14 protein-coding genes, 1 tRNA gene and 1 rRNA gene are annotated in these 20,587 nt (G+C 52.9%); 13 read left to right on the top strand and 3 right to left on the bottom strand.

The features are described from left to right. Positions 1-194: 194 nt before the first annotated feature. Positions 195-770, bottom strand: coding sequence for a hypothetical protein (locus MKX42_RS04225; protein ID WP_340751475.1), 576 nt, complete (start codon positions 768-770; stop codon positions 195-197). 276 nt (positions 771-1,046) lie between these two features. Between MKX42_RS04225 and MKX42_RS04230 the strand changes: the two genes are divergently transcribed. The 7 genes from MKX42_RS04230 to MKX42_RS04260 all read left to right on the top strand — a co-directional run bounded on the left by MKX42_RS04230 (position 1,047) and on the right by MKX42_RS04260 (position 11,082). Further along, positions 1,047-1,754: a heptaprenylglyceryl phosphate synthase gene (locus MKX42_RS04230; RefSeq protein WP_340757615.1), complete on the top strand. Its 708-nt coding sequence runs from the start codon at positions 1,047-1,049 to the stop codon at positions 1,752-1,754. Between the two features lie 49 nt (positions 1,755-1,803). Continuing rightward, complete coding sequence (pcrA, locus tag MKX42_RS04235; RefSeq protein ID WP_340751476.1) at positions 1,804-4,173, top strand: DNA helicase PcrA; 2,370 nt, start codon at positions 1,804-1,806, stop codon at positions 4,171-4,173. A 77-nt stretch (positions 4,174-4,250) separates the two neighbouring features. Then, complete coding sequence (gene ligA / locus MKX42_RS04240; protein ID WP_340751477.1) at positions 4,251-6,263, top strand: NAD-dependent DNA ligase LigA; 2,013 nt, start codon at positions 4,251-4,253, stop codon at positions 6,261-6,263. Between the two features lie 199 nt (positions 6,264-6,462). Further along, entirely contained in the window at positions 6,463-8,184 is a 1,722-nt protein-coding gene (locus MKX42_RS04245) for an alkaline phosphatase (protein WP_445669361.1), read from the top strand. Between the two features lie 12 nt (positions 8,185-8,196). Further along, the gene (locus MKX42_RS04250; protein ID WP_340751479.1) at positions 8,197-8,922 is read left to right on the top strand and encodes an ABC transporter ATP-binding protein; all 726 of its coding nucleotides are present in this window, start codon (positions 8,197-8,199) and stop codon (positions 8,920-8,922) included. Next, complete coding sequence (locus MKX42_RS04255; RefSeq protein ID WP_340751480.1) at positions 8,919-10,163, top strand: ABC transporter permease; 1,245 nt, start codon at positions 8,919-8,921, stop codon at positions 10,161-10,163. Before MKX42_RS04250 ends, MKX42_RS04255 begins: the two co-directional genes overlap by 4 nt. A 13-nt stretch (positions 10,164-10,176) precedes the next feature. Continuing rightward, positions 10,177-11,082 (top strand): hypothetical protein, encoded by a 906-nt coding sequence (locus MKX42_RS04260; RefSeq protein WP_340751481.1) that lies wholly within the window; start codon positions 10,177-10,179, stop codon positions 11,080-11,082. Between the two features lie 84 nt (positions 11,083-11,166). Here the strand turns inward: MKX42_RS04260 and MKX42_RS04265 are convergent, their stop codons facing one another. After that, positions 11,167-12,441 (bottom strand): molybdopterin-dependent oxidoreductase, encoded by a 1,275-nt coding sequence (locus MKX42_RS04265; protein WP_340751482.1) that lies wholly within the window; start codon positions 12,439-12,441, stop codon positions 11,167-11,169. A 182-nt stretch (positions 12,442-12,623) separates the two neighbouring features. On the opposite strand from MKX42_RS04265, the gene MKX42_RS04270 reads away from it, so the two are divergent. The 4 genes from MKX42_RS04270 to MKX42_RS04285 all read left to right on the top strand — a co-directional run bounded on the left by MKX42_RS04270 (position 12,624) and on the right by MKX42_RS04285 (position 17,033). Beyond that, the gene (locus tag MKX42_RS04270) at positions 12,624-13,331 is read left to right on the top strand and encodes a response regulator transcription factor (RefSeq protein WP_036694776.1); all 708 of its coding nucleotides are present in this window, start codon (positions 12,624-12,626) and stop codon (positions 13,329-13,331) included. Positions 13,332-13,349: 18 nt separating this feature from the next. Continuing rightward, positions 13,350-14,456, top strand: a complete 1,107-nt coding sequence (locus MKX42_RS04275) for a sensor histidine kinase (protein WP_340751483.1) — start codon at positions 13,350-13,352, stop codon at positions 14,454-14,456. 100 nt (positions 14,457-14,556) lie between these two features. Continuing rightward, positions 14,557-15,189 (top strand): hypothetical protein, encoded by a 633-nt coding sequence (locus MKX42_RS04280; protein WP_340751484.1) that lies wholly within the window; start codon positions 14,557-14,559, stop codon positions 15,187-15,189. A gap of 98 nt (positions 15,190-15,287) precedes the next feature. Next, on the top strand, positions 15,288-17,033 hold the full coding sequence (locus MKX42_RS04285; RefSeq protein WP_340751485.1) for a transglycosylase domain-containing protein: 1,746 nt from the start codon (positions 15,288-15,290) through the stop codon (positions 17,031-17,033). A 10-nt stretch (positions 17,034-17,043) separates the two neighbouring features. On the opposite strand, the gene MKX42_RS04290 is transcribed toward MKX42_RS04285, so the two are convergent. Continuing rightward, complete coding sequence (locus MKX42_RS04290; RefSeq protein ID WP_340751486.1) at positions 17,044-18,294, bottom strand: MFS transporter; 1,251 nt, start codon at positions 18,292-18,294, stop codon at positions 17,044-17,046. A gap of 493 nt (positions 18,295-18,787) precedes the next feature. Between MKX42_RS04290 and MKX42_RS04295 the strand changes: the two genes are divergently transcribed. After that, a 16S ribosomal RNA gene (locus tag MKX42_RS04295) occupies positions 18,788-20,348 on the top strand. A gap of 127 nt (positions 20,349-20,475) precedes the next feature. Continuing rightward, a tRNA-Ala gene (locus MKX42_RS04300) sits at positions 20,476-20,551 on the top strand. Positions 20,552-20,587: the final 36 nt, after the last annotated feature.

Raw genomic sequence — 20,587 nt, forward strand, 5'->3', positions numbered from 1 at the left:
GATTCTCAGTTGTGAAGATTGAATTACTTTCTGACTGGAAAAAAGGGTTTATACGGTGATCATCAGTAATTGATTTGAAACTTCTTAATGACTAAAAAATACATTCTCCTCGTATAACTTGAGAAGAATGTATTTTTGTTGTTTAAATTTTTGTTCAGTTTTGAAGTTTGAAGTGGCAATTTCTTTGATATACATCATTGAGCATTTAAAAATCCATTACCAGCCATATTTAGGCCTCCGTTTTCTACAATTTCATTTGAAATAATTAGTTTATAATAACCTTCGGGGACGTTATTCCAATAAATTGTATTATTAGAACCGACATAGCTACCGACAACTTTTATAACGTTAGTTTTATAGTCACTACTAGTACTCTTAAGATAATAGTAGACTCTGACACTACCTGTACCTCCAGGAGTATGCTGAGTGTGTGTTAAGTAAACAGTTGGTGTACTTGATGATACATAAAGTGTACCATCAGTTTGAATCCATCCTCCTACAGATAAAGTTTTAATAGTATAGGATAGACCCGCAGCCAGAGGTGAAATGCCCCCATCTAGAGACCTTGTGAAATTTGTGCTATTCCAGGTAATAGAATTATCGATTGAACTTTGCATTTCTGGAGTTACGGTTTTTATTTCAGAGACATTACTGGCGTCATTCAAATTGCTTGTAGCAGAGGATACATCAGCAGCATACGATTCTGCTGAAATAGGTGCAGTTGCTAGAAAAATTAATGAAGCAACTAATAACGTTTTTACCATTTTCATAGATCTGTCCTCCTAGTATTTTAGATAATAAGGAAAAATATTAAATAACTTCAAATACTGAACATGTATTATTTAACCATTATGATATTTATCAAACTTTTTCTAATTAATTGATATAATCCGAAATATTACAAGTGCATAAAATGTTCGCATTTTGTTCTCTTTTAAATTGACACCCCCCTTCGTGCTGACTTAGACTAGAGATACGGATTGTGCGTACGCAGGAGTGTGTATATTCACTTAGATGAACAATGAGGATGGACAAAGATGAACGAGATGCGGCAAATGATCAGACCGTGGCGGCATGTCTTCAAGCTGGACCCGGACCGTGTGCTTGGTGACAAGGAGCTGGCCGCTGTCTGCCAGTCGGGAACCGATGCGATTCTCGTCGGCGGCTCTACCGGCGTGACTTATGAGAATACGGTGAGTCTGCTTGCGAGAATCCGGCAGTTTAACCTGCCTTGCGCGCTGGAGATCTCGGATCTGGAGGCCGCTGTGCCCGGTTTTGACCTGTATATGATTCCCATGGTGCTCAACACTGACGATACTTCATGGATTCTCGGCCATCACCGCCGGGCGATTGAACGCTTCGGCAGTCTGATCCCATGGGAATTGCTGCTGACAGAGGGCTATATTGTGCTGAATAGCGATTCCTCGGTAGCACGCCTGACCGGTGCGGACTGCTCGCTGGATGCGGCTGGTGCGGGAGCCTATGCGCAGATTGCAGACAAGCTGATGAACCTCCCGGTGGTCTATCTTGAATATAGCGGACGCTACGGAGATCTGGAGATTGTGCGCGAGGTCAGGGAAGTGGTTGAGCACAGCCAGCTTTTCTATGGAGGCGGAATTACAGGTGCAGAGGAAGCCATGCATGTAGCCGCGCTATGTGATACAGTAGTGGTCGGCAATATTATTTATAGTAATATGGAACAAGCGCTGTTGACGGTCCAGGCTGTGCGGGATACCCCGCAGATGGACTGGTAGAGTTTATAGATCTTGATATAGCTTTTATTCAGAAAGGAGCATGTAACACATGCAACTTGTTAACATACAAGACGCCGTAAGCCGTCTGAATCCCCCGCAGCGTCAGGCTGTAGAAGCAACTGAAGGCCCCCTGCTAATTATGGCTGGCGCAGGCAGCGGCAAGACCCGCGTGCTGACCCACCGGATTGCCTGGCTGATCGCGAACCGCAAGGCGCCGCCTTGGGCGATTCTGGCGATTACGTTTACGAATAAGGCCGCCCGGGAGATGCAGGATCGTGTCTCCAAGCTGGTAGGGCCGGAGGGCCGGGATATTTGGGTATCCACTTTTCACTCGATGTGTGTGCGGATTCTGCGGAAGGATATTGATCAGATCGGCTTCACCTCGAATTTCTCCATTCTGGATTCGACAGACCAGCTGTCCGTCATCCGTAATTGTATGAAGGACCTGGATATCGATACCAAGAAGTTCGAGCCGAAGGCCATCCAGGCCGTCATCAGCACGAACAAGAATGAACTGATTACACCGGCGCAGTATGAGCAGAAGGCCGGCGATTATTTTGAAGGCTTAGTTGCTAAAGTGTACACCAAATACCAGCACCGGCTGAGAAGCAACAACTCCCTGGATTTCGATGACCTGATTATGAAGACGATCGAGCTGTTCAAGGAGAAGCCGGATGTACTGGATTTCTATCAGAAGAAGTTCAAGTATATTCATGTCGATGAGTATCAGGATACGAACCGGGCGCAGTACATGCTCTGCCGGATGCTGGCTGAAGGCCACCACCGGATCTGCGTGGTTGGGGACAGTGACCAGTCCATCTACCGCTGGCGCGGGGCGGATATCTCGAACATCCTGAACTTCGAAGAGGATTACCCCGAAGCCCAGACGATTCTGCTGGAGCAGAATTACCGTTCCACCTCGAACATTCTGAATGCCGCCAACGGCGTGATTGCCCTCAATACGGGCCGCAAGCCGAAGAAGCTGTGGACCGACTCCGATGAAGGCGCGAAGATTAAGGTATTCCGCGGCGACACTGAGCATGACGAAGGATATTTCGTCACCGGGGAGATCAGCAAAAATGTGAAGCAGGGACAGGCTTACCAGAACCATGCGATTCTGTACCGTACGAATGCCCAGTCCCGTGTAATAGAAGAAATTCTGATCAAATCGGATATTCCCTACCAGATCGTCGGGGGGATCAAGTTCTACGACCGTAAAGAAATCAAGGATCTGCTGGCGTATCTCCGCCTGCTGTCCAATCCTGATGATGATATCAGTCTGACGCGGATTATCAATGTTCCTAAGCGGGGACTTGGAGATACAACCGTTGGTAAGCTGGCGGCAGCGGCTGCTGCCCAGGGCGTCTCGATTTTCCGGGCGCTGCAGACGGTGGATGATCTCGGGTTCGCCGGACGGACCCGCAACACGCTGGTGGAATTCTACGATATGATCGAAGCGTTGCACCGGATGGTGGAATTCCTCTCGGTGACAGAGCTGACTGAGAAGATTCTAGAGCTGTCGCAGTACCGCCTTGAACTGCAGAATGAGAATACACTGGAGTCCCGTTCACGCCTGGAGAACATTGACGAGTTCTTGTCTGTTACGATGGAATTCGAGAAGAACAATGAAGACAAGTCGCTGGTCTCCTTCTTGACCGATCTGGCACTGATTGCGGACATCGACAGCGTGAATGATGATGAGGAACGCAGTGATGCGGTGGTGCTGATGACGATGCACAGCGCGAAGGGGCTGGAGTTCCCGACCGTCTTCATCATCGGAATGGAGGAAGGGGTATTCCCGCACAGCCGTGCCTTCCAGGACAATGATGAACTGGAAGAAGAACGCCGGCTGGCGTATGTGGGCATTACCCGTGCGGAGAAGCAGCTGTTCCTCAGCTGCGCACGGATGCGCACGTTGTTCGGGCGGACGAACGCGAATGCGCCGTCCCGCTTCCTGGAGGAGATTCCGGAGGAGCTGAAGGAAGATACCGTCCGTGAAACGGACCGCTTCCGGCGCGGAGGCGCAGAGGCAGGCGGTGCCTATGGCGGCCGGGGCTTCAGCGGAAGCGGAGGCAGCCGGGGGAACTTCGGCAGCCGCACCGCTGCTGCCGGGAACGCGCCGGGAGGCGGCGGGTCCGCCAGCTTCGGCAGCGGCAGCTCGGCAAGCGCGGTGCCTGGCGCGGGCCGTGTTGTGGTAACGACCGGAGGCGCGCAGCGCACGACGGGCGGAGCCGGGGCGGCTGCGGAGGCCGGAGGCTTCAAGGCGGGCGACAAGGTCTCGCACGGCAAATGGGGCATCGGCACCATTGTAGCCGTGAAGGGCAGCGGTAACGATACGGAACTGCAGATTGCCTTCCCGGCACCGGTAGGCGTCAAGCGGCTGCTGGCCGGCTTTGCGCCGATCACCAAAGTTGAATAAATCAAGCTTGCGATTAACGGCAGTGCTTTTGGATCACGCTAACCGTAGGAAACCCATTTGACGGAGGGATGTGCCGGATGGATATTATGTTCACGATGGAAGAACTTGTTGCCGAGCTTAATCAATACAATTATCACTACTACACGCTGGATGCCCCGCAGATCAGCGATAAGGAATACGATGTGCTCTACGATAAGCTGGTAGCACTGGAAGCGGAGAGCGGAATTGTATTGCCGCATTCTCCGACCCAGCGGGTAGGCGGGGAACTGCTGAAGGGCTTCACACCGCACCGCCATCTGGCACCGCTGTGGAGTCTGGATAAGGCGCAGAACATTGAACAGCTTCGTACCTGGAACACCCGTGTGCTGAAGCTGGTGAATGATTATAATACCAAGAACCCGGACAATCCGCTGCCGGAGCCGTGTTATGCCGTGGAGCTGAAGTTCGACGGCTTGACGCTGAACCTGACCTATCGTGATGGGGCCCTTGTACAAGCAGCTACCCGCGGCAACGGGGTGACAGGTGAGGGGATTCTGGCTCAGGTGAAGACGATCAAGTCCGTTCCGCTGAATATCCCGTTCAAGGAAGGCGTTATTGAAGTGCAGGGTGAGGGGATTATGAACCTGTCTGTACTGGCTGATTATAATACCCGCGCAGCAGAGCCGCTGAAGAATGCACGCAATGGTGCGGCAGGCGCGCTGCGCAACCTGAATCCCAAGATGACTGCCGACCGCAGGCTGAATGCTTTCTTTTATAATGTGGGGTATGCAGAGGGTGTACAGTTCGGCGATCATCAGGAGATGATGGATTTCCTGCGCAGTAACCGGTTCAAGGTTAACCCTTACCTCAACTACTTCAGCAATTTCGATGATGTAACCGAGCAGCTGGCAGAGATTGAAGAGAGCCGTTCCGGTCTGGATTATCTGATTGACGGAGCAGTGATTAAGGTCACAGACTTCCGCATCCGTGAGGCGCTGGGCTATACCGACAAGTTCCCGCGCTGGGCCGTTGCCTATAAATTTGAGGCGGAAGAGACCACAACTATTCTGGAATCTGTAAGCTGGAATGTCGGACGTACCGGCAAAGTGACTCCGCTCGCGCGGGTAGAAGCTGTAGAACTAGCAGGGGTTACTGTACAGAACTGTACCCTTAACAATGTGGGCGATATTGAGCGCAAGAATCTGAAGTTTGCACTGGGCACACGGGTGTTCATCCGCCGCTCCAATGATGTCATCCCGGAGATTCTGGGCAAGGTGACAGAAGAGAGTGACGGCGGGGAGATCCTATTCCCTGAGGAGTGTCCGGCCTGCGGGTTCCCGCTGGAGATGCGCGGTGCTCATCTGTTCTGCAACAACAAGCTTGACTGCAAGCCGCAGATTGTCAGCCGGATTACCCACTTTGCGTCCAGAGATGCCATGGATATTGAGACCTTCAGTGAGAAGACAGCCGCTCAGCTGCATGAGGAGCTTAGTGTACGGGAGCCTGCGGATCTGTATGAGCTAACCTTCGACCAGCTGGTGAAGCTGGAGCGGTTCGGAGAGAAGAAGGCGGCGAATCTGCTGAAGGCACTCGAAGACAGCAAGGGCAGAGATCTGGCCTCCTTCCTCTATGCGCTCGGCATTCCTAATACCGGCAAAGCCACGACAAGAATGCTGGCCGACCATTACCGCAGCCTGGAAGCCGTCATGTCTGCTACCGCGGAGGAGCTGGCCGGGCTGCCGGATATCGGGGGAATTGTGGCGGAGAGCATCGTGAACTATTTTGCCGACCCGTTCGTAGTGGTTAGCATTGACCGTATGCGGGCGCTGGGGGTAGAGGCCAAGGCTCCTGAAGCTCCGCGTGTAGTTAATACCAATACCTATTTCAGCGGCAAAACAGTCGTCCTGACCGGTTCCCTGCAAAAAATGACCCGCGAGGAAGCCGCTGAACGCCTGGAAGCTCTGGGAGCCAAAGTATCCGGCAGCGTCTCCAAGAAGACGGATCTGGTTATCGCCGGGGAGAAGGCAGGCAGCAAGCTGGCCAAAGCCCAGCAGCTCGGCATTCAAGTCATTGAGGATGAAGACGAACTGATCCGGTTACTGGAGTTGTAAGGCGGGAACGATCAACTGATTGAATAGCCCATCCTGAGTCCTGTACTTGCTTTGCCTGACGGCAGAGGGGTACAGGGCTTTTTTATGTACGTATGAGCATTTGATAATTTAATACAACTCCATACTTATTTTGACAGTTAGTTAATCTTTCCAAGGTAAGCTTGGGATTAGAACCGTCACAATGAGGAAGGGGTATATGATGAACAAGTTAATGAGGGGCATGATTGTTGGAGGATTGGCGGCAGCCGTAGTATCAGGAGCAACCCTTGCAGGTGCGGCCAAGAGCCCGGCTAATTCCGGGGGCGCTGCCAAGGCCCAGTCTAAGAATCTTATCGTTCTGATCGGCGACGGTATGGGCCCGGCCCAAGTGTCTGCGGCAAGATATTTTCAGCAATATACCAAGGGTGTCAAGCACCTGAACCTCGATCCATACTACGTGGGACAAGCTACTACATATGCAGACCGGGGAGAGGACAGCGGTAAAATCGTATCCGGGATCGTCACCGACTCCGCCTCAGCCGGTACTGCATTTGCTACAGGCCATAAAACCTATAACGCGGGCATCAGCGTCTCTAATGAGGATGTCTCGAGGCCCTTTGCTTCTATTATCGAAGCTGCCGAGAGCGCGGGCAAGGCCACTGGTCTTGTGACTACTGCCCGTATCACCCATGCCACACCAGCCGTATACGCATCCCATGTCCGTAACCGTGACAATGAATCAGCGATTGCCTCACAGTACCTGGAGAGCGGTGTAGATGTGCTCATGGGCGGCGGGAAGCAGTTCTTCCTGACCAAGGATGAGAAGGGCAAGCGTTCGGATAAGAACCTGCTGCCTGACTTCGAAGCCAAAGGGTACACGGTCGTTGAGAATACCACAGCCTTAAATGCACTTACTTCCAAGAATACCAAGGTCTTAGGCTTGTTCGGTAATTCCCATGTGGCTTACACTCCAGACCGCACTCCTGAAATTCCGAGCCTGGCGGCGATGACCTCCAAGGCACTGAATATTCTGTCCACCGATAAAGACGGCTTCGTTATGATGATTGAAGGCGGGCGTATTGACCATGCCGGTCATGCCAACGATCTGCCGACCCTCGTGCAGGAAGCGCTCGACTTCGATGCAGCCTTCAAGACAGCCGTTGAATTTGCGAAGAAAAACGGCAACACCTCCGTGGTGGTTACGGCTGACCATGAGACAGGCGGCCTCTCACTCTCGCGTGACAATATCTATGAGATCAACATCGATCTGTGGAATAAGCAGAAGCATTCCTCCGAGAGTCTGGCAGCCGATCTTGAAGCCGCGCAGACACCGGAAGAGATCCGCAAGATCGTAACGGCCAACACCTGGATTACAGATCTGACGGATGAGGAAGTTACCCAGATTATGAATGGCGACGGTTCTTCCTACAAACGCGAAGGCGCATATAATGCAGTGATTTCCAAGCGCCTGCTGGTCGGCTGGTCGGGTCACGGCCACTCTGCGGTGGATGTGGGGGTGTGGGCGTATGGCCCGATTGCTGACAAGGTGAAGGGGCAGATCGACAACACGCAGATCGCCACTGTGGGAGCAGGAATCCTGGGACTTGATCTGAACAAGCGTTCCGCAGAGCTGCAGTCGAAGTATCTCTATCCGAAATTCAAAATCAGCCGCGACAATGAGGTGCTCTACCCGGCACAGGCTCTGGTGAAGGCGCTTGGAGGAAACTATACAGGGAATACTTCTGCCGCCAAGCTCACTATCGGAAAGAATACGATCGAGGTCGATCTGACCGGTAAAACAGCGAAGCTGAACAACAAAGCGGCCGCATACACGGTGGATGTGGATAACAATGTACTCTACCTTCCGCTTAGTGCCTTCAACCAGTTGAAGGGCACGACCTTAACCTGGGATGCGCTGTCCGAACGCATTGTGCTCAGATAGGAGTGGCTTGTATTGCTCCAGATTCAGAATTTGACCAAACAATTCAGAGTGGATGGCAGAGCTGTGCCAATTCTTGATATCCCCCTTTGGAAGGTTGAAAAGGGAGAGCGTGTAGCCATTACCGGACCCAGCGGGTCCGGTAAAAGCACGCTTTTGCATCTGATCAGCGGCATCATGCGTACAGACAGCGGCAGAATTACAGTAGATGGACAGCCGCTTCACGAGTTAACTGAGGCGAAGCGTGATGCTTTCCGGGCTTCTGCTATCGGCTATGTGCTGCAAGACTTCCATCTGATTCCTTCGCTGACCGCGCGGCAGAATGTGGAGATTGCCATGACGGCCCGGCTTCCGCAAAAGGAGAGACGGCGCATAGTGGACGGCTGGCTGGAGCAGGTGGGTCTGGGAGGCCGCGGAAGGCATCTGCCTTCCCAGCTCTCACGCGGGCAGCAGCAGCGTGTTGCCATTGTAAGGGCTATGGTTAATCACCCGCCGCTTCTGCTGGCAGATGAACCGACAGGCAGCTTGGACTGGGAGACTGCCGATGAGATATCCTCGCTGCTCTTGGAGCTTAGCGCGGCTCATGGGCACACCTTAATCGTGGTAACCCATGACCTCAATATGGCCGAACGGTTTCCGCACCGCTTGAACATTCAGGATATCAATGAAGTACGCCGGGAGGTATTAGCCAGGCAGCGCTCTTCGTTCAGCGGGATAGGCAGGGAGGGGATTTCATTATGAGCTTGTTCCGGCTCACCCTCCGCAATGTGCTGCACCGGCGGTTCCTGTCTCTACTTACCGTGTGTGCCGTGGCAATTACAGTGGCCTTTATTGTCCTACTTGTTCTATCCCGTCAGAGTGTTGAGCAGGGGGCCAAGAAAGGCTATGGCCCCTTTGATCTTGTCATAGGAGCAGCGGGCAGTGAGACACAGCTGGTGCTCAATACTTTTTATCATATCGGAGCGCCAACCGGGAATATCCCGCTCGCTGTTCTGGATGAGGCACGGCGGGACCCGTCTGTGGAAGCCGCCTTTGCGATGACCACGGGCGATAACTACAAGGGCTATCCGATTGTCGGGATAGATTCCGGTTACTTCTTCACCCGCTACGGCGGCAGCAGGCTACAGGAAGGCAAGATGTATACCCATACTGGTGATACGATTGTTGGATCGTATATCGCCCGGTCCCTGGGACTGAAGGTAGGCGATACCTTTGCGGGGGCGCATGGACTTGTGCAGGGAGAAGACCACGAATCCGCAGCGGCTGAGCACGAGGAGGGTCAGGAGGAGGAACATGGGGCCGGAGAGTCAGGCGGGCATGCCCATGAGGATTTTCGCTACAGGGTAGCAGGTATTCTTCCGGAACTCCATACTCCAGATGACCGTGCAGTCTTTACAACGGTGGACTATGCCTGGGCTGTACACGGGCTGGCGCCCGAGGAGCGGGAGATTACGGCGGTGCTGGTTAAGCCGGCTAGTCTGCTAGGGGCCCATGATTTGAAGCAGGCGTTCGATGGCAGCAGCGGGGTTCAGGCGGCGTATACCAGCAAGGCTGTGTCCGATGTGCTGAATGCAGTGGACCAGGGCTCCCGGCTGCTTGGGATGCTGACCGTCATATGTGTGCTGCTCGCAGGTATTGCGATTCTATTATCTCTTGTTGCAGCAGCCTCGGAGCGGACCAAGGATGTCGGAATACTGCGTCTTCTCGGAAAATCACGGGCCTATGTATGGCTGTCTTTGACCACAGAAGGCCTGCTGGTAACAGTAACCGGACTCATCGCGGGGCTTGTGACCGGTCATCTAGGTGCCTATCTGCTGAGGGACATGCTCTTCTCGCAGGCTGGCATTCAAATCGAGCCCTACCACTGGACACCGGAGCATTGGCTTATTGTGCTTGGGGCGCTGGCTATAGGGCTGCTGTCCTCGCTTGGACCGGCCTTCCGGATGTACCGGATGCATCCGCTTGCCTTGTTCAAATCATAGGAGGTACGTTCAATTGATACGACTACAAGGAAGAATGCTTCTGCTGTCAGGAGCTGTGACAGGTATGCTGCTGCTTCAGGCGTGTGGCCAGAATGCTGAGAATGCTGCTACTAATGGGAACGGAGAGTCCTTTGCAGCGGTGGCGGAAGCTCCACAGAGCACTGAGGAAGTCCCGGTGGAAGCACAGACATCTGCATCCCCTTTCCCGCAGGCCACTGCTCCAGTTGCCAAGCGCGGAGCTGCTGCGTCTGCTGTTCCATCCAAGGGTACGGATGCCGGACCCGAGGTGACGGTTACGTTCAAGCCGTCTCCATCGCCTGCTGCTGCTGCACCTGTTGAGACGGCTACCCTGAAGCCCTCAGGGAAGACTGTAACTACTACCCCGAGTCCAGCCGTCTCTGCTTCTGAAACAAGCCCCCGCCCAGCGGCAGCGCGTAAGGGTACTGGAGGGAGCAGTGCTGAAGCAGAACCCGTCAAGGCTGGATCTACTCCGGCATTGAGCATGTCACCGTCACCGTCTGCGGCAGCAGCGGCTACAGTGGTTGCTGCCTCCACAGGGAATAAGACTATAGACTGGAACGGTTTTTTTGACGGAGACGATCAGACCCGGCCCTCAGAGCACTTCTGGGATCTCAGCGGACAGCAGGTCACCATTAAGGGATTCATGGGTGAGGTCCTTTCTTTTGAGAAAAACTGGTTCCTGCTTATTCCCGAACCGGGTGCTGAGTGTCCGTTCGATAATGGGGATGAGACCTACTGGAACAAGATTATGATCGTGTTTGTTCCTGAAGGCAGTAAGCTCCGCTACACCTCAGGTCCGCTGGAAATATCCGGGCGCCTGGATGTTGGAATCAAGATTGACGAGTCCGGCTACAAAACCATGTTCCGCCTGTACGACGCTTCCTTCAAAAGCCTGTGATCCATTGAGCAAGAACAAAAAACCTCCAAATCCCTAATTGGGAAAGGAGGTTTTTTAAATTTAACATAGAAGTTAGATGCTACATTATACCCGCTTCGCACCCGGCAGCCAGGCATCCTTATCGTACCCCCGCTGTTCCCAGTACCCGACATAATCCTCATTGATTAACTCAATGCGGTTCAGCCATTTGACTGATTTATAGGCATACATTTGCGGAGTAACGAGACGAACCGGCCCGCCGAGCTGATTGGGGATAGGTTTGCCATCGTGCATCACAGCCACCATGATATCGTCCATCCTCGCCTGATCCAGAGTGAGTGAGTCCGTATAGACACCGTCTCCCGAGTAGAACTTGACCATGACGGCCCCAGGCTGCACACCGGCCATATCGAGCAGCTTCGAGAGGGGGAGGCCCTCCCATGTATTTTTGTACACAGACCAGCCTGTCACGCAGTGAAAATCACTGACCTGCACCTCGCGCTGCAGCTTGACGAACTCTTCCCAGTTCCAGCTCAGCTTCTTATCCACCAGGCCATCAATAGTAAAAGACCAGTTGGAGTTGTCGAACGCGGGAATGGCCGTGACCGTATATACGCGAAAGCTGCCCTCGGCTCCCCCGCCGATAGGAGGTGCAGATTCCGCCAGCGGAATAGGGTCAGGAATCAATGCATTGGCATTGGTTGCCGCATAATCGGCTGTACCCGGAAACTGCAGGGATTTACCGATCCAGCGGACAAAAGTAGGGCCGAGCGTGACAGCAAGCCCTGCGCCTACCGCAACCTTAATGAACCCGCGGCGTGAATACATAGGCTGGGCTTCAGAAGGAGCCGCGCGCCGCGTCCGTCCTGCGGGAGAAGAGGTCTCTTTTACAGGTGCAGCTTCAGCCACAATCGTGCGCTTCTTGGGCTCCTTCAGCCACTTCACCCGGGTAATGGAGTGATAGATAATTACGGGCAGGCCGATCCAAGTCAGCAGATCATGAATGAATAACGCAGTATTCGCTGCTCTTGGCCCGGCAAGCCTGAACTGCCAGAGCACAACCCCTGAGATCAGCCAGCCGATCAAAAGCGTCAGCACGAAGAGGACGTTGGCTTTTTGCGCAGGTTTACCCTTCAGCCGCTTCCAGTGCTTCGCCGCCAGGAGCAGATAATAGACCACAGGGATCAACAGCGCCAGACCGAACACGATATGGCCCCATTTCAGCCACACTCTGCCTTCACCCAGCAGCTCTCTCCAGAAGCCGCCCACCAGCATCAGACCGCTAAGGGCAAGAATGAAGACCAGCCAGGCATTCCACAAGTGAATCGAGACGAGCTTCTTTCCGTATCCTTTCCGGATGCCGGTCAATATTTTTTTCACCTGTAGTCCCTCCCGTTGATGAATAAGTGTCCAACATCATATTAATTTAAGTTTTAACTAATTGTACCGCAAAAAAACACCGCTGAATAATATTATCCTGATCAAGCCCGACCGCAGGGTTGCCTTCGCTCAACTTTTTCTTATAGACTGATGGAAAGAGCTAAGGAAAGGATCAAATGCCCGTGAACCAAGAAACGATTCTGCTGGTGGATGATGAAGTGGAGATTGTGGAACTGCTGGATATTTATTTTCGCAATGAGGGGTACCGGCTGCTCAAGGCTTTTGACGGAAGGGAGGCGCTCGAATGCCTTGGCAAGGAAGAGGTGGATCTCATTATACTCGATGTGATGATGCCACACATGGATGGGATTGCCGCCTGCATGAAGATTCGTGAAGAACGCAACATGCCGATTATTATGCTCTCCGCCAAGAATGCCGATATGGACAAAATCCTTGGACTCAGCATCGGTGCAGACGATTATGTGGGCAAGCCGTTTAATCCGCTGGAGCTGGTGGCGCGGGCCAAATCGCAGCTGCGCCGTTACCATAAATTGAATCGGGATACTTCTGCCAGAACGAATGAGCATGAACTGATCTTTGAAGATTTGCTGATAGATACACTTCGGCATGAGGTAAGTGTGGACAATCGCAAGGTGAAGCTGACACCCCGCGAGTTTTCTATCCTGGAACTTCTGGCGCGGCATCAGGGACAGGTGCTCAGTATGGAGCAGATTTATCTGAAGGTGTGGAACGAGCCTTTTCTGGATGGAGGTAACACCGTGATGGTGCATGTCCGTAATATCCGCGACAAAATCGAGCTGGACGCCAAGCAGCCCCGTTATGTGCAGACCGTATGGGGCATTGGCTACAAACTGGATCATCCATCCTGAAAGCTGAGGTGAACCATAGTGAAGAACAAATATATAAGCACCATCCGCTGGAAGTTTATCTGGGCCTTTGTGCTGAGTATGTTGTCGGGGGGAGCACTGCTTTTGGCGGGCTATCGGCTGGTTCATTCCTTGATTTATCTGCAGCCGGCGCAGCCCTCCGCACTGTACTCGCGTACTCTGAAATGGATCATCAACCATATCGGTTCAGCGCCGCTGATGACTGCCGTCGGGATTGCCAGCTTCCTGATCTTCTTCTTCATCTATACGCGTAGAATCGTCTCATACCTCGAAGAGATCACCAGCGGGATCCAGCAGATCACGAAGCTTGATGAATCGCACCGGATTGAGGTTCGTACATCAGACGAATTGGGGGTACTTGCGGAGAACATCAACATTATGTCTGAGCGGCTACAGCATTCGCTGCTGGAAGAACGCAAGGCGGTCGAGTCCAAAAACGAGCTGATTACCGGTGTATCGCATGATCTCCGCACCCCGCTGACCTCGGTGCTTGGTTTTTTAGAGTATATTGAGCAGGACCGCTGCCGGGAAGAGACGGAGATTCGTTACTATGTAGGGATTGCCTATCAGAAGTCATTGGTGCTGCGCAAGCTGATTGACGACTTGTTTGAATACACGCGGGTTAACAGCAGCAGACTGCCGTTAGTGCTGGAACGGCTCGATCTCAAGGCATTTATGCGCCAGCTTGCGGAGGAATCGGTTCCGGCACTGAACCATGCGGGCATGACTTACGAACTGCAGGATAATACCGAATCGCTGTGGATTGAAGCGGCTCCTTATGAACTGGTGCGTGCGTATGAGAATCTGATTGCCAATGCGATCCGGTACGGGAAGGACGGGAAACGGCTTGAGATTGGTCTCAGCTGTGAAGGTAACGATGCAGTTGTGCGGATCAGCAATTTCGGCGAGATGATTGCGGAGGGGGATCTTCCACATATTTTTGAGCGGTTCTACCGGGCGGAGCGCTCCAGATCGCAGATTACCGGGGGATCGGGATTGGGTCTGGCGATTGCCAAGGGAATTGTGGAAAGGCACCATGGGGAGATTACGGCTCACAGCACCAGATCCCGGACTGACTTTGTTACCCGATTTCCGGTATCCTCCTGACAATCTTCAGTATTTCTTAAGAAGTGGCAAGGGTGTTTCTTAAGATTTAGCCGATATCCTTGGGCTATGGGATGAGACCCGGGGAGGCAGGAGAAATTGGATGATGTCAAAAATACACACGATCCGCACACTTTACCTCTACATATTCTGCGGTAGCGTTCTGCTTAGTGCAGGGCTGTTGCTGCTTATGCGGGGGATTTTTACTATGCTCTACTCCTGGTATACGCCGGAATCGGCTGCGCTGTTTGTCCGTTTCGTGCATTGGATTATCAATCATATCGGCGCAAGACCGGCGGCTGTCATGATGTTCACCGCTCTATGTGCAGGGCTGTTCCTGCTCCGTTCACAAAAAGCAGCCAACGATACCACCGCGCTGCTGCGCGCTGCAGAACAACTGGCGGTTCACGGCTCCTGTGAGCTTATGGACCTTGAGGTGCAATCGGGTGGGGAATTCAGACGGCTGGCCGCTAGTCTGCGCCGGATTCATCAGGCCGGATTGCGGCCAGCAGCGGCCCCTGTACCGCAAATACAAATGCCGGAGCCGGATGCACAAGAGTTCATAACGCTTATTTTGCGGACACGGGCGTTGATCAGCACGCTGGAACAGACAGTGGCGGAGTCAGAGGAAGAGGTCTGTATTCTCCCCGGTGCAGTTCTGCAGCATCTGGTGATGGCTAAGCACGAGGCGTTGGGACTGGAAAAGCTTCTGGAGAATTGGAGTCGGCAGGTATGAATATGGGAACAGGACGGAGATTCCTGCTACGTATTTGCTATACCGTTTTTGATCTGACAGTCATCCTTGCCATTCTCATGCTAGCAGGAATTATTTATATGAGTCAGTATGGAAAGCTGATGCTGGACCGTTATCCGGAGAAAATGATTCTACCGGAATCAAGCGTCATTAGGGCCTCTGACGGAACAGTGTTGCGGAGAATACCGCTGCCTGAAACGGGCTATCGAATCAAAACAGGACTAGGGGAAATGCCGCAGCTGCTCATAGATACTTTCATTGCTGTTGAGGACCGCCGTTTTTACAGCCATAAAGGTCTGGACTACCAGGGAATAGCCCGTGCATTAGTTAACAATACCGTACGAATGGGGGTATCTGAGGGTGGAAGCAGCATCACCCAACAGCTGGCAAGAGGATTGTATCTGAACCGGGGGCAGAATCTGCTGCGTAAGCTGAACGAAGCCTCGATAGCGTTGGCCCTGGAGAAGCAGTTATCGAAGGATGAGATTCTGCAGTTGTATCTCAACCAAATTTATATGGGACAAGGGCAATATGGGGTGAAATCTGCAGCGGAGCGTTATTTTGGTATAACTGATCTGAAGCATTTGGAGATCGGGCAGATCGCAACGCTGGCGGCTATTCCCAAAGGGCCTTCCATCTATAACCCGGCAGACAACATTGAATTGTCAGCAGGCAGACGGGATTTGGTCCTGCGGATTATGCAGCAGCACAAGCTGATAACAACCGAGCAGATGACGGCAGCAATGAAGAGCACCTACGTACCTCCGGTTAAGGATAAGACTGAGATTGTCGGGGCGTCCTATATGGATGCGGCAATTCAGGAAGCGATACGGCAGACAGGATTATCGCAAAAGGAGCTAAGCACAGGCGGTTATACGCTGGTGACGGGCATGAATATTGAGGCGCAGCGGGCTATGGAGCGGGCCTTCTCACAGGAAGAGGCATTTCCGCCGGATGGCAAAAACCAGAGAGCAGAAGCAGCCATGGTCATCATGGACCAGCGGACCGGTGAAGTGGCCGCACTGTTGGGAGGGCGAAGCCCGCGTACAGGCGGTCTGAACAGAGCCGTAACTCCTTCCCGGCAGCCAGGCTCCACGCTCAAGCCCATTATAGATTATGGACCGGCGCTGGAGAGCGGGAAATATACGCCGGACAGTCTCCTGCCTGATATTAAAACAACCTATGGCAGCTACAGTCCGGCTAATCTGAACGGTGTATATCGTGGGCAGGTGAGCATGAGGGTTGCCCTGCAGCAGTCCATTAATGCCCCAGCGGTATGGCTGTTGAAGCAGGTGGGGGTCAGCTATGCCCGTGGGTTTGCAGCCAGGCTGGGAATGGAACTCGCTGCAGAAGACAACCATCTGGCTATTGCCCTTGGAGGTCTGCATAGCGGGGTTTCTCCGCTCACGATGGCTCAAGCCTACACCGTCTTTGCAAATGGAGGCATTCTTAACAAGGCGTATCTGGTGCGTAGTATCAGGAATTCGCAGAATCAGGTGGTGTATTCACATGTCGCTGCGCCGCAGCAGGCCATTTCGGTACGTACCGCAGCGGATATGACAGCGATGCTCCGTCAGGCGGTGAATGAAGGGACGGGCAAACGGGCGCAAATGAACGTTACGGTGGCCGGTAAGACAGGAACCACGCAGCTGGACCTGCCGGGAGTCCCCGGCAAGGCCAACCGGGACTTATGGTTTGTAGGCTATACCCCTAGATGGACAGCGGCAGTATGGATGGGTTTCGACCGCTCTGATCCCGACAACTACATGACTGCCGGCAGCGGGCTTGCAGCTGCTATGTTCTCCAAGGTTCTCTCCATGCTATGAATAGATTTGCTTATTCCGCCGCCCATTCCTCCAGCTTCTTGTCACCGGGCAGCAGCAGAGCCAATAGGCCGAGCAGCGGCAGGAAGCCGCAGGCCACGAACACGGTGGCGATTCCAATTGTGTCGATCAGATGCCCGATCACAACAGAACCAATTCCGCCAAGCCCGAAGGCAAGGCCGGTAATCAGACCGGAGACCGTGCCGATATTGCCCGGATACAGCATCTGCGCGTAGATCACAGTGACGGAGAAGCTGGATAATAGAATGAACCCGGAGATGATCAGCAGCACAGCCGCCCAGAACTGGTTCACAAAAGGCAGGGCCAGCGCAAACGGCACCGTTCCGATCATCGACACCAGGATGAGATTCCGGCGGCCGAAGCGGTCGGCAAGCGGGCCCCCGAAGAAAGTGCCGACAGCACCGGCAGCGAGATAGATGAAGATATAGATCTGTGCCTTATCCAGCGTCATCCCGTATTTGTCCATTAAATAGAAGGCATAATACCCGCCGATGGAGGCGCCGTACCAGGATCTCACGAATACGATGAAGACCAGAATAACCGTTGTAATCAGAATACGTCTGCTGCGGGCAGGGTCAATGGAACGGGATACTGATTTTTTTCGGAAGGTATATCCGGCATCCAGCATCTCACGGTACCAGCGGGCCACATAGGCCTGGATGGCTACTCCGCCAGCGGCGATAACAGTGAAGCCTAGAGCACCCATCTGCCCGAAGGGAATGAATACCCACTTCATTAATAGAGGACCCAGGGCTTGGCCGGCGTTGCCGCCCACCTGAAATATGGATTGCGACAGCCCCTTGCGCTGACCGGCAGCCATATGAGCCACGCGCATGCCTTCCGGATGGAACGCAGCTGATCCGAAGCCCACAAGCATTACGGACACAATCACTAATACATAATTACCGGCAAAAGCTAGCAGGAACACTCCGGCAAAGGTGCAGCACATCCCCAGCGGCAGCAGGATCGGACGCGGCTTACGGTCAGCGGCGAAGCCGATAATAGGCTGTATCACCGAAGAGGTGAGGTTCAGCGCGAACGCAATCCAGCCGATTTGTGCATAGGAGAGCACCAGGTTATCTTTTAGTACAGGGAACATCGCCGGAATCAAAGCCTGAATGGAATCGTTGAATAAATGAACAAAGCTGACAGCGAGCAGAATACGGTAGATGGTAGCCTGCTGCAGATTGCGTGATTCCCCCAGAGGGCCGGGCGGAGCTTGAGACAGGGTCTTGTTGGACATTTGAACTCCTTTCAGGAACAGCTAATAAGTTAGTTATCTTTGGATATGAAGATAAATTCTATTGTAGCGACAAATGAAGTATTATGGGAATCAATTTGTGCAGGTGAGCGGTCAACTATTCATTATTAACTCAAAAAAAGCAGTGCTTAATCCTATTGTAAAAAAAGACTTGCAAACGTTTGGGACGCGTGATATATTATCTCTTGTGCTTATGAGACATCGACGCTGAATTGAGCGGCGGAAGAAAAATAAGTTGACAACAAACGTAATAAAATGATATGATCTAATTCCTGTGCAAGAGACATAACGTTGAAATGCCGGGAGCAAGTTCTTTGAAAACTGAACAAATGGAACGCTTTAATTTTTACAAGATTCATTCAATGAATCGTCAGTTTCAAAATGAGCAATCGCTCTTTCTATACTGCAATCTCTTCGTCCGCTCAGCTGAGCTGGACCGAAGAGATTGCAGGTGACGCTTACTTCGTAAGCGTCCTAATTGGAGAGTTTGATCCTGGCTCAGGACGAACGCTGGCGGCATGCCTAATACATGCAAGTCGAGCGGAGTTTGAGAGGAAGCTTGCTTCCTTTCAGATTTAGCGGCGGACGGGTGAGTAACACGTAGGCAACCTGCCCTCAAGCCTGGGATAACTACCGGAAACGGTAGCTAATACCGGATAATTTCTTTTTTCTCCTGAGGAGAGAATGAAAGGCGGAGCAATCTGCTGCTTGGGGATGGGCCTGCGGCGCATTAGCTAGTTGGTGGGGTAACGGCCCACCAAGGCGACGATGCGTAGCCGACCTGAGAGGGTGAACGGCCACACTGGGACTGAGACACGGCCCAGACTCCTACGGGAGGCAGCAGTAGGGAATCTTCCGCAATGGGCGCAAGCCTGACGGAGCAATGCCGCGTGAGTGATGAAGGTTTTCGGATCGTAAAGCTCTGTTGCCAGGGAAGAACGTCCGGTAGAGTAACTGCTGCCGGAGTGACGGTACCTGAGAAGAAAGCCCCGGCTAACTACGTGCCAGCAGCCGCGGTAATACGTAGGGGGCAAGCGTTGTCCGGAATTATTGGGCGTAAAGCGCGCGCAGGCGGTTATTTAAGTCTGGTGTTTAAACCTTGGGCTCAACCTGAGGTCGCACTGGAAACTGGGTGACTTGAGTACAGAAGAGGAAAGTGGAATTCCACGTGTAGCGGTGAAATGCGTAGATATGTGGAGGAACACCAGTGGCGAAGGCGACTTTCTGGGCTGTAACTGACGCTGAGGCGCGAAAGCGTGGGGAGCAAACAGGATTAGATACCCTGGTAGTCCACGCCGTAAACGATGAGTGCTAGGTGTTAGGGGTTTCGATACCCTTGGTGCCGAAGTTAACACAGTAAGCACTCCGCCTGGGGAGTACGGTCGCAAGACTGAAACTCAAAGGAATTGACGGGGACCCGCACAAGCAGTGGAGTATGTGGTTTAATTCGAAGCAACGCGAAGAACCTTACCAGGTCTTGACATCCAACTAACGAAGCAGAGATGCATCAGGTGCCCTTCGGGGAAAGTTGAGACAGGTGGTGCATGGTTGTCGTCAGCTCGTGTCGTGAGATGTTGGGTTAAGTCCCGCAACGAGCGCAACCCTTGACTTTAGTTGCCAGCAGGTTGAGCTGGGCACTCTAGAGTGACTGCCGGTGACAAACCGGAGGAAGGTGGGGATGACGTCAAATCATCATGCCCCTTATGACCTGGGCTACACACGTACTACAATGGCCGGTACAACGGGAAGCGAAGCCGCGAGGTGGAGCCAATCCCAGCAAAGCCGGTCTCAGTTCGGATTGCAGGCTGCAACTCGCCTGCATGAAGTCGGAATTGCTAGTAATCGCGGATCAGCATGCCGCGGTGAATACGTTCCCGGGTCTTGTACACACCGCCCGTCACACCACGAGAGTTTACAACACCCGAAGTCGGTGGGGTAACCCGCAAGGGAGCCAGCCGCCGAAGGTGGGGTAGATGATTGGGGTGAAGTCGTAACAAGGTAGCCGTATCGGAAGGTGCGGCTGGATCACCTCCTTTCTATGGAGAATCGTCTTCTGCAATGAAGACATTCAAATAAAAGTCTTCAGGAAGCTTACTTCCTGAAGCAGGCTTTACTTCGTAAAGCCTTGAGCGTTTCCATTTGTTCGGTTTTGATGGAATTTGCGGGGCCATAGCTCAGCTGGGAGAGCGCCTGCCTTGCAAGCAGGAGGTCAGCGGTTCGATCCCGCTTGGCTCCACCAACAAACTTCATCTATTTGTCATGTCTGAAATATTGG

It is taken from the genome of Paenibacillus sp. FSL R7-0204 (genome assembly GCF_038002225.1).
GTDB lineage: Bacteria > Bacillota > Bacilli > Paenibacillales > Paenibacillaceae > Paenibacillus_AQ.